This is a genomic window from Streptomyces sp. NPDC050564 (assembly GCF_044457265.1).
GTDB lineage: Bacteria > Actinomycetota > Actinomycetes > Streptomycetales > Streptomycetaceae > Streptomyces.
In genome coordinates, this window is the sequence record NZ_JBITGS010000004.1 from 79,980 (window position 1) to 93,547 (window position 13,568).

At 70.1% G+C, this 13,568-nt stretch carries 12 protein-coding genes; 7 read left to right on the forward strand and 5 right to left on the reverse strand.

The genetic code is table 11. The annotated features are described in order from the left end of the window. Positions 1 to 158 precede the first annotated feature (158 nt). Both ACIBK0_RS08055 and ACIBK0_RS08060 read left to right on the forward strand, forming a co-directional pair. The gene (locus ACIBK0_RS08055) at positions 159 to 686 is read left to right on the forward strand and encodes a hypothetical protein (RefSeq protein WP_399076882.1); all 528 of its coding nucleotides are present in this window, start codon (positions 159 to 161) and stop codon (positions 684 to 686) included. 170 nt (positions 687 to 856) lie between these two features. Next, complete coding sequence (locus ACIBK0_RS08060) at positions 857 to 3,571, forward strand: FG-GAP-like repeat-containing protein (RefSeq protein WP_399076884.1); 2,715 nt, start codon at positions 857 to 859, stop codon at positions 3,569 to 3,571. 18 nt (positions 3,572 to 3,589) lie between these two features. Here the strand turns inward: ACIBK0_RS08060 and ACIBK0_RS08065 are convergent, their stop codons facing one another. From ACIBK0_RS08065 to ACIBK0_RS08085, 5 genes are all read right to left on the reverse strand, one after another. Then, positions 3,590 to 5,062: an MFS transporter gene (locus tag ACIBK0_RS08065; protein ID WP_399076886.1), complete on the reverse strand. Its 1,473-nt coding sequence runs from the start codon at positions 5,060 to 5,062 to the stop codon at positions 3,590 to 3,592. A 113-nt stretch (positions 5,063 to 5,175) separates the two neighbouring features. Beyond that, a complete protein-coding gene (locus ACIBK0_RS08070; RefSeq protein ID WP_399076888.1) occupies positions 5,176 to 5,511 on the reverse strand; it encodes a hypothetical protein in 336 nt (111 codons plus the stop codon). Between the two features lie 189 nt (positions 5,512 to 5,700). Then, entirely contained in the window at positions 5,701 to 6,273 is a 573-nt protein-coding gene (locus tag ACIBK0_RS08075; RefSeq protein ID WP_399076890.1) for a hypothetical protein, read from the reverse strand. A gap of 86 nt (positions 6,274 to 6,359) precedes the next feature. Next, positions 6,360 to 6,860 carry a hypothetical protein gene (locus tag ACIBK0_RS08080; protein WP_399076892.1) on the reverse strand — a complete coding sequence of 167 codons (501 nt, stop codon included), beginning with the start codon at positions 6,858 to 6,860 and terminating at the stop codon, positions 6,360 to 6,362. Between the two features lie 421 nt (positions 6,861 to 7,281). Continuing rightward, entirely contained in the window at positions 7,282 to 8,859 is a 1,578-nt protein-coding gene (locus tag ACIBK0_RS08085; protein ID WP_399077344.1) for a glycoside hydrolase family 20 protein, read from the reverse strand. 380 nt (positions 8,860 to 9,239) lie between these two features. On the opposite strand from ACIBK0_RS08085, the gene ACIBK0_RS08090 reads away from it, so the two are divergent. The 5 genes from ACIBK0_RS08090 to ACIBK0_RS08110 all read left to right on the forward strand — a co-directional run bounded on the left by ACIBK0_RS08090 (position 9,240) and on the right by ACIBK0_RS08110 (position 13,500). Next, complete coding sequence (locus ACIBK0_RS08090) at positions 9,240 to 9,803, forward strand: 2-oxo-4-hydroxy-4-carboxy-5-ureidoimidazoline decarboxylase (RefSeq protein WP_399077346.1); 564 nt, start codon at positions 9,240 to 9,242, stop codon at positions 9,801 to 9,803. A 263-nt stretch (positions 9,804 to 10,066) separates the two neighbouring features. Continuing rightward, positions 10,067 to 10,447, forward strand: a complete 381-nt coding sequence (gene sdhC / locus ACIBK0_RS08095; protein WP_121405616.1) for a succinate dehydrogenase, cytochrome b556 subunit — start codon at positions 10,067 to 10,069, stop codon at positions 10,445 to 10,447. A 5-nt stretch (positions 10,448 to 10,452) separates the two neighbouring features. Then, complete coding sequence (locus ACIBK0_RS08100) at positions 10,453 to 10,944, forward strand: succinate dehydrogenase hydrophobic membrane anchor subunit (protein WP_399076894.1); 492 nt, start codon at positions 10,453 to 10,455, stop codon at positions 10,942 to 10,944. Between the two features lie 22 nt (positions 10,945 to 10,966). Continuing rightward, positions 10,967 to 12,721 carry a succinate dehydrogenase flavoprotein subunit gene (sdhA, locus tag ACIBK0_RS08105; protein ID WP_399076896.1) on the forward strand — a complete coding sequence of 585 codons (1,755 nt, stop codon included), beginning with the start codon at positions 10,967 to 10,969 and terminating at the stop codon, positions 12,719 to 12,721. Continuing rightward, positions 12,721 to 13,500 (forward strand): succinate dehydrogenase iron-sulfur subunit, encoded by a 780-nt coding sequence (locus ACIBK0_RS08110; RefSeq protein WP_189191609.1) that lies wholly within the window; start codon positions 12,721 to 12,723, stop codon positions 13,498 to 13,500. Before sdhA ends, ACIBK0_RS08110 begins: the two co-directional genes overlap by 1 nt. Positions 13,501 to 13,568 lie beyond the last annotated feature (68 nt).

The following is a 13,568-nucleotide window of genomic DNA, read 5'->3' on the forward strand; positions in this document are numbered from 1 at the left end:
GGACGTAACTCTCCCTGGACTGCGGCGAATTGCGTGGTCGATTGGCCGGATATTTCCTGCCGTTGGATCAGGCCGCTCCCCGTGAGGTATAACCGCCCGGTTCTTCAGCCGCCCGCATTCGTTCCCGGAATGCGCGCCGATCCGAAAGCGGGAGCGCCATGCCATCGACATCGAAGCCGGACGACGCCGAAACAGCCGAAGGCGCCGAGGACAATTCGCCGGAAACATCACGGGAGAAGTCCTCGAAGGGCGCGGACCACCGCGGAATCGTGGTGGGCGGCGCCCTCCTCGCCGCCTGCGCCGGACTCGTCGTCTACGGCGTGCTCAACACCGCCGAGAAGCCGAAGCAGCACCACGTGCCGACCGCCTCGGTGACGTACGAGATCGAGGGCGAGGGCACGGCCGACATCACGTACCAGGCGCGCAGCGAGTCCGGGGAGGCCGTGGTGGCCCACGGAGTCACGCTGCCCTGGAAGAAGACCGTGAGCGTGCCGCTCGGCAAGGCGCCCGTGGTGACCATCACCCTCGGCGAGAAGGGCGGGCGGGCCAGCTGCCAACTCGCCATTCGCGGCAAGCACGTCCAGACCGCCACCGCCTTCGGGAAGTTCGGGCGGGCCACCTGCCAGGGCGAGCTGCCCTCGCCGGAGCCGTCGGACGCCGGCGCGACCGGCCAGGAGGACAGCTGATGGGGTCGGCCGGGCGGCGCACGGGCGAAGCGAGCACCGGCGCCGCGGCGGTTCCGAAGTGATGTACGGCACATCTAATGCCGTGATGTTTGGCGTTTCCTGTGCGCTGCATAAGAAGCCACCCCTGATGCGGGTGGGTCAGTTGTGAAGGTTCTCTAGGGGTGGGACATTTGAGTCGCAGGACGACCCATGCGTACAAGCCGCTGAGTCTGAAGCGGAGAGCGTGGCTGACCATCGGTGCGGTCGTGTTGGGCGGGGCGGGAGCGGTCACCTACGCCGTCGCGAATCCGACCGATCAGCCGGACCAGGGCGCCAAGGGCCGCAAGGCCGCCGTGCACACCGTCAAGCTCAAGGACAAGGGCGCGGGTCGCAAGGGCCTGGACAAGCAGGGCACCGACCGGTTCAGCGCCGTCCTGCTGACCTGGAGCGACCCGGACGCGAAGCCGAAGGGCACGCCGGAGGTCCGCTACCGGGAGCTGGAGACGGGCAAGTGGTCGGGCTGGCAGAAGCTGCCCGACGACCCGTTCTCCGCCGACGGTACGGAGGCGAAGCGGGCCGGAACCCGCGGCGGCACCGCGTCCCTGTGGACCGGCGACGCGGACGGCGTCGAGGTGCGCGTGGTCGGCGCGGACGGCACCGCGGCCAAGGGCCAGCCGTCCGGGATGGACGTCAGGCTGCTCGACCCGGGCACCGATCCGGCCGCCAAGGGCGGCGCGGAACCCGCCGCGTACGCCTACCCGGCGGAGGAGACCACGCCCGCGCCGACGGACCCGTCGGTACCCACCGACTCCGCGACCCCCACCGACTCGGCGAGCCCGACCGACCCGCTGGCCCCGACCGACACCGCGTCGCCGACGGACACCGGGTCGCCGACCGACCCGGCACCCACCACGGAGCCGCCGAGCCCGACCCCCTCCCCCTCCGACACCGTCCCCGCGCCGCGCCCCTCCACGGTCGTCAAGCCACCGGTCATCACGCAGGCGGAATGGGGCGCCTCCACCGACTACGACGGCACCCCCGCGTACGGCACCGAGATCAAGGCCGCGGTGGTCCACCACACGGGCGTCGACAGTGACAACAAGCTCTCCTGCGGCGAGTCCCGGGCGCGGCTGCGCACCATCCAGCAGGAGCACTTCTCCCGCGGCTACTTCGACATCGGCTACAACTTCGTCGTCGACAAGTGCGGCCAGATCTTCGAAGGCCGCAGCGGCGGCATGGACCTGCCGGTGGTCGGGGCACACGACGTCGGCTTCAACACCAACACGGTCGGCATCTCGTACATAGGCAACTACGAGACGGCCAAGCCGAGCCGCGCGGGCCTGGAGGCCATCGCCCGGATCGTCGCCTGGAAGTTCGGCATGTACGGCGTCGACCCGAACGGCAAGGTGACGCTGGTGTCCGGCAGCCCCAAGGGACAGGACGGCAACCTCGTCGACCAGGGCACGTCGATCACGCTGCCGACGGTCTTCGGCCACCGCGACACCAACGCGACGGCCTGCCCCGGCGCCAACCTCTACCCGAAGCTCGCCGAGATCCGTCGGTACGCGGCGAGCGCCGGCAAGAACTCCGCCATCCCGACCGCCGACTACAACCGCGACGGCATCAGCGACCTCGCCGCCGGTACGCCCAAGGTCTCGGGCGGCGTCGGCAGCGTCACCCTCGTGCCGGGCGGCCTCAATGGCCCGGTCCCCGCGTCGAAGGTGACCCTCACCCAGAGCAGCCCGGGCGTCCCCGGCTCCTCCGAGGCGGGCGACAACTGGGGCGCCGCCACCGCGTGGGGCGACATCAACGGCGACGGCTACGCGGACCTCGCGGTCGGCGCGCCCGGCGAGGACGACACGAGCGGCAACGCCGACCGCGGCTCGGTCACCGTGCTGTACGGCCCCGCCCTCAACACCGGTCTCTCGTACGCCACTTCGGGCGTCACCTCGGCCGGCGCGAAGCTCGGCTCCGCCGTCACCGTCGGGGACTTCAACGCGGACGGCAAGGCGGACGTGTTCGCCGCGGGCACCGGCAAGGGCGGCAACTGGAACGCCCGCCTGACCGGCGGCGCCACCCAGACCGGCACTCTCACCACGTCGACCGGCGCGATCGCGTACCCCGATGCGACGACCGGCGACTTCAACCGGGACGGCTACGCGGACGTGGCCCTCAACTACCGGGACGCGGGCGGCATCGGCCGGGTCACCTGGTTCAAGGGCGGCGCGTCGGGCCTGACGAAGGTGTCCACGCTCAGCGTCAAGGGCGGCCGCTCCATCGCGGCGGGCGACGTGAACGGCAACGGCTACGACGACATCGTCATCGGTCAGCCGTACACCTCCGAGTCCGGCGCGGTCTCCGGCGGCCAGGTCACCATGGTCCCCGGTACCAGCACCGGCTTCACCACCACCGGCATGACGACGATCCAGCAGGACACCACGGGCGTCCCGGGAGCCAACGAGTCGGGCGACGCGCTCGGCACCTCGGTGTCCGTCGGCGACTACAACCTCGACGGCTACGCGGACGTCCTCGCCGGCGCCCCGAACGAGGACATCACCCGGGACTCGGTCAACCGCTCCAACGCGGGCACCGCGATCCTCCTGAAGGGCACGTCGACGGGCCTCACCGGCTCCGGTGCGGTCGCCATCTCCCAGGACACCTCCGGCGTCCCCGGCTCCACCGAGACCGACGACAAGTTGGGCTCGGCCGTTTCGCTCACCGACCTGTCCGGGTACGGGCGCACCGACCTGACCCTCGGCACCGAGGGCGAGGACGGAGGCGACGGCATCCTGCTGTACGTGCCCAGCAACAGCACGGGTCTCGGCCTGACGCAGGCCGTGATCTACAGCAAGAGCCAGCTCGGTACGCCGACCGGTGCGCACCTGGGGCAGACACTCACCCCCTGACCCGCACGGGGCCGGTGGTCAGCGCTTGCTGTCCACCGGCTCCGGCACGGGTGCCGGGCGCCCCTCGGGCGTCGGCACCCGGTGCGCGTCAACCACGATCCCGGCGATCAGCGCCGCCAGCAGCAGAGACGCCATGGCCCACCACGTGGCGACGTTGAAGCCGTGCACAGCGGCGTGGGAGGCGAGGGCTCGGCGATCCACCCCGGGCCCGGCGTGCGCGGTCGCGTACCGCGTCGTCACGCTCGCGGCGATCGTGTTGAGCAGCGCCGTGCCGATCGAACCGCCCACCTGCTGGGCGGTGTTGAAGGTGGCGGAGGCCGCGCCCGAGTCGCGCGGGGCGACGCCTGCCGTGGCCAGCGAGACGCAGGTCATCATGGCCGTACCCATGCCGAGGCCGAGCATCAGCATGCCGGGCAGGACGTGGGAGGCGTATGCCGGTTCCACGCCGACCTGCGCGATGAGCGCCAGAGCGCCCGCGGCGAGCAGCAGCCCGGGGACGATCAGGGCGCGCGGCGGGACCCTGTTCAGCAGCCGGGCCGCGACCTGCGTGGAGCCGGTGATCATGCCGACGGTGATGGGGAGATAGGCGAGCCCGGTCTTCAGCGGTGAGTACCCGAGGACGCGCTGGAAGTAGTACGTGAGGAAGAGGAAGACCCCGAACATCCCGATGGTGACGAAGAGGATGGTCAGGAACGCCCCGACGCGCTGTCGGTCCCTCACCACCGACACCGGCAGCAGCGGCACGCGGGCACGGGTCTGCCAGAGGGCGAACAGGCCGAGGAGCACGACCCCGGCGGCGAGCAGCCCGAGCACCAGCCCGTCACCCCAACTCCGCGACTCCGCCTCGGAGAAGCCATACACCACCGAGAGCATTCCGGCGGAGCCGAGCAGCGCGCCCGGCACGTCGAGGTGGGCGTCCTCGTGCCGGCCGCCGCTGTCGAGCAGCACCCACGCGCCGGCGAACGCTACGAACGCGATGGGGACATTGACGTACAGGCACCAGCGCCAGTCCAGGTACTGGGTGAGCAGGCCGCCGGCCAGCAGCCCGATCGCCGCACCCGCGCCGACGATCGCGCCGAACACGCCGAAGGCCTTGCCGCGTTCCTTGGGGTCGGTGAACGTCGTGGTGAGCAGCGACAGCGCGGAAGGGGCGAGCAGCGCGGCGAACACGCCCTGCAGGGCGCGCGCCCCGAAGAGCATCCCGGAACCCGTCGCCGCACCGCCCAGCGCGGACGCCGCCGCGAAGCCCAACAGGCCGGTCATGAAGGCGAGTTTGCGCCCGGCGAGATCGGCGACCCGGCCGCCGAGCAGCAGCAGCCCGCCGAAGGCGAGCGTGTACGCGGTGATCACCCACTGCCGGTTCCCGTCCGACATGTGCAGATCGATCTGGGCGGACGGCAGAGCGATGTTCACGATGGTCATGTCGAGGATGACCATCAACTGCGCGAGTGCGATGACGACCAGCGCCCACCAACGGCGGTTGTCGGCCATGAGGCCTCCCGAGTCCGGCGATTGCCCCCATGTTCACTCCGGAGCCAACCGTTTGGGAACGGTCGCGTACCTTAAGAGCAGGCAATCTCGGCGGGCCCGGCCCGGGCGCTCGCTTACCGCGTGGCCTCCCGGCACAGCAGCCGCAGCGAACCGTCGCCCGCGTAGCAGCGCCGGGCCTCCTCGATCGGGTCCCACAGCCGCCCGTCCGGGGTACGCAGCCAGTGGTCGCCGCCCGTCTCCCACCACTCCGCGCCCGTGTACCGGGCGATGACCTCGCCGGCGTACGCGCCGAAACCGCGCAACACGGTCTCCACGGCGGCATACGGCGCCCCGTCCCGGCGTATCTCCTCGATCAGCCGGTCGACGCGCCACAGGCTCTGCGCCGAATAGTCGAGGCGCAGCCGGGCACCCTCGCGCATCGTCGCGACCGCGTCCGCCGCCCAGCGCATCGGCTTCGCCGCAGCTGAGGGCCTGGTTTCCTGAGTTGCGTTCACATCGGGAAGAGCGCCCTCGGGACGGAATTCGTCACCCGTCCCGGCGGTGTTCGCGACACCGGCTCAGGACCGCCATCTCCACCGCAGGACGGTCACAGGAATCTCGCAGGGAAACAGGTTTACGCCTGCACGCGGCGAGCCGCGTCATGTCCTTCCCCGCGCCCGGCGCGACACCACCGCCCGCAGCACCCGCCGCCCCTCCGTCGACACGTCCAGCGCCGGCCGGAGTCCGCCCGTGCCGCGGCCTGCGAGCAGTTCCAGGATGGCGACCTGGCGGCGCAGTTCGGCAGCGACGAGGGGCGACATGCCGTCCGTACGCCCCTCGCGGCGGGCCGTCACACAGGACTCGCCGTCGTCGGCGGCGTCGAGGAGCCGGTGGATCTGCAGGGCCGCCACGGAACAGGCGTCGGCCCAGGAGCGCAGTGCGGTCGCCGACGGCTCCGCGGGAACGGCGCCGAGCATGCGGCGGGCGAGTACGGCGGCCTCGTCCTCGTCGGTGACGGCCGGCTCGGGGGCGTCCGCGTCGAGCTTGGCGCGCACCTGCTCCAGGCGTTCACCCCACGCGCCCCACGCGTCCGGCTCCGCCAGGCTCGCCCACAGGGGCCGCAGGATGTCGTCATCGCCGCCCAGCAGAGGTACGCACCGATCCAAACAAGCCAGACCGCTCGCCGCCAGGCCTCGCTCGTCAGCCTGAGCGATCAGTTCCACCAGGCTCATCACGCCTCCCTCGAAATCCCTCGACAGGGCGCCTGTTTCTAACGGAGCCCGCACCTCCCCTTACTGCGTGCGACGGTCCAGGAGTGTCACAGGGGCACCACACCGAGCCGGTCGAGGAACTGGAAGAAGAGGTTTTCGGCCAACGGGTCGGGGTCGGCGGTCAGCACCTCGAGGAGGGGCTCGGCGGCGATGGCGTGCCCGGCCTCGGCGGCCCAGGAGACGGCTCGGGCGGCGGCGTCGGCCGGCTCCAGGAAGTAGTCGTCGACGCCGAGTTCGCCCTCGCCGCCGACGTAGCCGGCCATCGCCTGCCGTGCCAGACAGGCCGTCCACACGCCAGTGTCCGGCGCGGCCGCCTCGACGGCCACGCAGTCGCTGTCCATGACGTATCCGAAGAGCGCGGGCGCGCCGGTCTCCCGGGCGAGCGTGTTCATGTTCCCGATGTCACCGTCACCGCTCGGGTACTCCCACACCTGCCAGCCATCGGGCGCCGCGGTCCGCAGCACCATGCCCCGCGCCCCGGAGAGCGCCTCCAGCTCCGCGAGCGGGCGCTCGCTTCTGCCCACGACGTAGTAGCCCCAGTAGCCCATGCCGGTTCCCCCCGGTGTCTCGTCGGCTCACGGTTCGGCTGGCAGTTCAGCTCGGGCCGAATACACCACAGGTCACGGGAGTTGGCCAGCGAAACGGACGATTCGGTCGGGTCCCCGTCGGCCCCGTCGGATGCACGTCGGAGCCACGCCGGGGTCCCACGTCCGTGCCGGTCGGGTCCGGGCCGCGCCCTGAGCGCCTCGGACTCCGCCGGGAAGCGGCCCCTGGTGCCTTCTCGTTCTGCATGCGGGTCAGCAGCACCACGAGGATCGCGAAGATCACGGCCGCGACGTAGCCGCCCGAGCCCGGACGGTTCGCCGGCTTCCCGAGTCGGCGCAGCCGGTCCGCCGGCCTGTCGAAGCCGTCCAGTCGATCCGTCGGCCTCCTGCAGTCGGCCCAGGCGGTCCCGCCGACGCCCCGCAGTCAGCCCAGCCGGTCCGCCAGCGTCTTGAAATCGGCCCAGGGCAGCGTCGGTGTGCGCGGATCCCACAGTTTCTGGATCATCGCGCGCAGCGGCATCCTGATCCCCGCCGCCACCTGGTCCTGGGTCTGCGCGGCCGAGCGATCGCACCACACCGCGAAGACACCGCCGAGGATCTGTGCGTCGTACTTGGCGGGGACCGCCGTCGTGCCCCGCACCACGAGCGGGGTCCACTGCTCGTAGATGCGCTGCCCGGTCGGGTAGACGAAGGTCTGCGGCTGCCCGAGCACGTAGTAGAGGAACTCGTCGTTGTAGTTGATGAGCTTGCGCCCCGCGCTCAGGTATTCGACCGGCGGCCGGGCCCCGATCTCCTTGCCCGTCCAGTACGCCACCTGCACGTCATCGTCCACCTGGACCGTGCCCCCGCGGAAGAACCCGTCGTTCCAGGCCCGCGGGGTCCGGTCGTGCCCGCGCACCACCGCGGCACGGTCGTTCAGCCAGCCGGTCGCCAGGTCGGCGACGCTCGCCCCGGAGCCGTACGTCTTCGTGGCCGCGGCGGCCAGCTGCGGATACGACGCCGCCGGGTTCGCCACCGTCAGCGCCTGGTACTCGTCGCCGCCGATATGCCAGTACGCGCCGGGGAAGAGACCCGCGTACTCGTTCAGCAGTTGGTCGACGAGGGTCGCCGCGGCGGGCTTGGAGATGTCGACGGCACCCCGTGTGGGGACCCCGTTGACGTTGCGCAGTTGGAGGTCGGGATGCGCGGCGAGGACGGCACCCAGATGGCCGGGTGAGTCGATCTCGGGGACGACGGTGATGTGCCGGCTCGCCGCCAGGTCGATGATGCTGCGCACCTCCGCCTTGCTGAGGTGTTCCTTCGACACGATCTCGGGATGCGTGTCCGACTGGACGCGGAAGCCCTGGTCGTCGGAGAAGTGCAGCCCGAGCTGGTTGAACTTCAGGTCGCCCAGCTCCCGGACCCGGTCCTCGATCCAGGCCGCCGTGAAGTGCTTGCGCGCGATGTCGAGCATGAAACCGCGCTGCGGCTTCGCGGGCCGGTCGCGCACGACGCCCTCGGACGCCGTACCGCCGCCGTGCACCTCCTGCTTGAGGGTGCGCGTGCCGTAGAAGACGCCGGTGTCGGTGGGGGCGGTGATCGTGACCCGCCGGTCCTTGACGGTCAGGGTGTACGACTCCGGGCCCGCTGATCCTTTGTCCAGGCCCAGCTCGACATCGCCGTCCCTGGCCTTCGTCTCCCCCGCGTACGTCAGCTTGAGCTCCCCCGCGAGCAGCCGCCCCTCGTCGGAGAGGCCGGCGTCGTCCACCACGACGCGGGCCCCGGTGGCGGGGCGCCAGCCGGGGCCGCGGGCCGGCGTGTGCTCGCGTACGGCCGGGATGGTGCGCGGGGTCTGGGACAGCGGGTACGTCCGGGTCGGCGAGGGAGAGGGCGTGGCCCTGGCCGGCGTCGTGGGCGAAGCGGCGGACCTGGCGGCCGACGGCACGCTCGCTCCGGTGGGCTCACCGTCGCCGCCGGAGGGCCACAGCGCGACGCTCGCGGCGACGGCACCGGCCGCCACCACGCCCGTCGCGATCAGCGTCGGCCGCTTTCTGCTCCGCGCCGGCGCCCGCCGCCTGCCCGTGCTCACCGCATCACGCCCTTCGCCTCGGCCGTCAAGGTCCACATCCCGTCGTAGACGTCGTACACCTCGTAAATGAACCTAAGCCCCCACCCTCGCCCTCGCAGCCGCAGTCCACCGCACGTTTCGAAACTCTCCCGTACGGGTGAAATTTCGGGCATCGATCGGACAGCTGCTGACACTTCTCGATAGCGTGAGCAGCACAACTCTCACTTCTTCCCCTGCCGACACACACGTGACGTCCACACGTCCACGGGCGTCACAGGATCCGGATCTCCGGATCCAGCGTCACCCCGCCTCCCTCCCACCGCCGAGGACCCACGCTGCCTTCGCACCGTCTCCCACGCCTCCCCGGCCAGGTCGCCCTCCCCGAGCAGAAGAACGCGGCGCCGTCCCCGGCCGGCCTGGAGGGGTTCAACTCCGCACCCGCCGACGCGGTCGTGCGCGCCCTCCTGACCTGTTGCCGCAGCCTGCGCTGGGCCCATCGCCTGGCCGACCACCGGCCCTACCCGGACCTGGACGCCCTGCTCGCCGCGGCCGACGAGGCGGCGTACGACCTGACGCCCGCCGACCTCGCCGAGGCGCTGGCCGGCGAGTCGCTCACGCTGCTCCCGGACGCCATGTACTCCGCCGCCCACACTGCACTCAGCGCCGCGCACGCCGCGTACGAGAGCCGCTTCGGGCATGTGTTCGTGATCTGTCTGGATGACGCGACCCCCGAGGAGGCCCTCGACCAGGTACTCGTCGCCATCCGATCACGGTTGACCAGCGATCCGGAGGAGGAACGGGTCACCACGGCGGACGAGCTGCGCCGCCTGGCGAAGGGCCGTCTGAGCCGCCTGGTGCGCCACTCTTTCGGGTCATCCGTGCCGGAGCGCCCCCTTTAGGGCTAGGGGGCTGTGACACGTGCGGCTGGCCGGGAGCGACCACGCACAACACGCACCGGGCAGACAGCCCGAAGCTCCCCCACCTCACCCGTTAATAGCCCGAACGTGCCTGTTTGATTGCCAGTTTGATCACATAGATAGGGCCGCTGTAAGCGTTCCGACAACACGTCGCTACGATGGCCAGGGCCGGTGGACCGTACCCGGCCGGGCCGACCGACACAGAAGCCGGCAGGCCCCAATCCCCGCTCCCGGAGGGTTCTTCCGTGCCGGCTGGAACGCTGTACCGCGGCCGGGAAGGAATGTGGTCCTGGGTGGCTCACCGAGTCACCGGCGTCCTCATCTTCTTCTTCCTGTTCGTACACGTGCTGGACACCGCTCTCGTCCGTGTCTCCCCCGAGGACTACGACAAGGTCGTGTCCACGTACAAGACGCCGATCGTCGCGCTGCTGGAGTACGGCCTCGTGGCCGCCATCCTCTTCCACGCGCTCAACGGCCTGCGAGTCATCGCCGTCGACTTCTGGTCGAAGGGCCCGCGCTACCAGAAGCAGATGCTCTGGTCCGTCGTCGGTATCTGGGTCGTGCTGATGGCCGGGGCCCTGTACCCCGTCCTCGGTCACGCATTCCGCGAAGTCTTCGGGAGCTGACGCAGATGTCCACCACTGAAACCGCCGCATCCGGCATCGGCCCCGTCGAGGGCGCGGACGCGTTCTCGGCGTACAGCGTCGACAACCCGGCGCCGCTCATCGAGGCCCCGCGCAAGCGCACCAAGAAGACCCCGAAGTCGACCCGCGGCAACTTCGAGATGTACGGCTGGCTGTTCATGCGCCTGTCCGGCATCGTCCTGGTCGTCCTGGTCATCGGCCACCTGCTCATCCAGCTCGTCCTCGACGGCGGCGTCTCCAAGATCGGCTTCGCCTTCGTGGCCGGCCGCTGGGCGAACCCCTGGTGGCAGGTCTGGGACCTGGCCATGCTGTGGCTCGCCATGCTGCATGGCGCCAACGGCCTGCGTACCGTCATCAACGACTACGCGGAGCGTGCGAACACGCGCCTGTGGCTGAAGGGCCTGCTGTACACCGCCACGGTGTTCACGATTCTGCTGGGCACGCTGGTGATCTTCACCTTCGACCCGAACATCCGCTAGGCACGGGGCTGAGGCAACCACCATGAAGATCCACAAGTACGACACCGTCATCGTCGGCGCCGGCGGCGCCGGCATGCGCGCCGCCATCGAGGCGACGAAGCGCAGCCGCACCGCCGTGCTGACGAAGCTCTACCCCACCCGCTCCCACACGGGCGCCGCGCAGGGCGGCATGGCCGCCGCGCTGGCCAACGTGGAAGAGGACAACTGGGAGTGGCACACCTTCGACACCGTCAAGGGCGGTGACTACCTGGTCGACCAGGACGCCGCCGAGATCCTCGCGAAGGAGGCCATCGACTCGGTCCTCGACCTGGAGAAGATGGGCCTGCCCTTCAACCGGACGCCCGACGGGACGATCGACCAGCGCCGCTTCGGCGGTCACTCCCGCAACCACGGTGAGGCCCCGGTCCGCCGGTCCTGCTACGCCGCGGACCGCACCGGCCACATGATCCTCCAGACGCTGTACCAGAACTGCGTCAAGGAGGGTGTGGAGTTCTTCAACGAGTTCTACGTCCTCGACCAGCTGATCACCGAGGTCGACGGCGTCAAGCGCTCGGCGGGCGTCGTCGCCTACGAGCTCGCGACCGGCGAGATCCACGTCTTCCAGGCGAAGGCCGTGATCTACGCGTCCGGCGGCACCGGCAAGTTCTTCAAGGTGACCTCCAACGCGCACACGCTGACGGGTGACGGCCAGGCGGCGGTCTACCGTCGCGGGCTGCCGCTGGAGGACATGGAGTTCTTCCAGTTCCACCCGACCGGCATCTGGCGCATGGGCATCCTGCTGACGGAGGGCGCCCGTGGTGAGGGCGGCATCCTCCGCAACAAGGACGGCGAGCGCTTCATGGAGAAGTACGCGCCGGTCATGAAGGACCTCGCGTCCCGTGACGTCGTCTCGCGCTCCATCTACACCGAGATCCGCGAGGGCCGCGGCTGCGGTCCCGAGGGCGACCACGTCTACCTGGACCTCACCCACCTCCCGCCGGAGCAGCTGGACGCCAAGCTGCCCGACATCACGGAGTTCGCCCGTACGTACCTCGGCATCGAGCCCTACACGGACCCGATCCCGATCCAGCCCACCGCGCACTACGCGATGGGCGGCATCCCGACGAACGTCGAGGGTGAGGTCCTGTCGGACAACACCACCGTCGTCCCGGGCCTGTACGCCGCCGGTGAGGTCGCGTGCGTGTCGGTGCACGGCGCCAACCGCCTGGGCACGAACTCCCTCCTGGACATCAACGTCTTCGGACGTCGTGCGGGCATCGCGGCCGCCGAGTACTCGGCGAAGGCCGACTACGTCGAGCTGCCCGAGGACCCGGCCTCCCAGGTCGTGTCGCAGGTCGAGCGCCTGCGCAGCTCCACGGGCACCGAGCGGGTCGCCGACATCCGTCGGGAACTGCAGGAGTGCATGGACGCCAACGTGATGGTGTTCCGCACGGAGCAGACGATCAAGACGGCCGTGGAGAAGATCGCGGAACTCCGCGAGCGCTACCGGAACGTCTCGATCCAGGACAAGGGCAAGCGGTTCAACACCGACCTCCTCGAGGCCATCGAGCTGGGCAACCTGCTCGACCTGGCCGAGGTCATGGCGGTCTCGGCGCTCGCCCGCAAGGAGTCCCGCGGCGGTCACTACCGCGAGGACTACCCGAACCGCGACGACGTCAACTTCATGCGCCACACCATGGCGTACCGCGAGGTCGGCGACGACGGCACCGAGTCCATCCGTCTCGACTACAAGCCGGTCGTCCAGACCCGCTACCAGCCGATGGAGCGTAAGTACTGATGGCTACCCCTGTTATGGACAAGGCGGAGGCGGCCGGCCAGCCCGAGCCCGGTTTCGCCGACTCCCCCTACATCACGGTCACCTTCCGCATCCGCCGCTTCAACTCCGAAGTCTCGGCGGAGGCGGCCTGGGAAGACTTCCAGCTGGAGATCGACCCCAAGGAGCGTGTCCTCGACGCCCTCCACAAGATCAAGTGGGACCAGGACGGCACCCTGACCTTCCGCCGCTCCTGCGCGCACGGCATCTGCGGCTCGGACGCCATGCGGATCAACGGCAAGAACCGTCTGGCGTGCAAGACGCTGATCAAGGACCTCAGCCCCGAGAAGCCGATCACGGTCGAGCCCATAAAGGGCCTGACGGTCCTGAAGGACCTCGTGGTCGACATGGAGCCGTTCTTCCAGGCGTACCGCGATGTGATGCCCTTCCTCATCACGAAGGACACGAACGAGCCCACGCGGGAACGCCTTCAGTCGGCCGAGGACCGCGAACGCTTCGACGACACGACGAAGTGCATCCTCTGCGCGGCCTGCACGTCCTCGTGCCCGGTCTTCTGGAACGACGGCCAGTACTTCGGCCCGGCCGCCATCGTGAACGCCCACCGCTTCATCTTCGACTCGCGTGACGAAGCGGGCGAGCAGCGCCTCGAGATCCTCAACGACAAGGACGGCGTGTGGCGCTGCCGCACGACCTTCAACTGCACGGACGCCTGCCCGCGCGGCATCGAGGTCACGAAGGCCATCCAGGAAGTGAAGAGGGCGCTGATCACTCGGCGGTTCTGACACCTTTCGCGCACGTCCCTGTGGGCCCCGTTTCCGGTTTCGCACACCGGAGGCGGGGCCGACGTGCA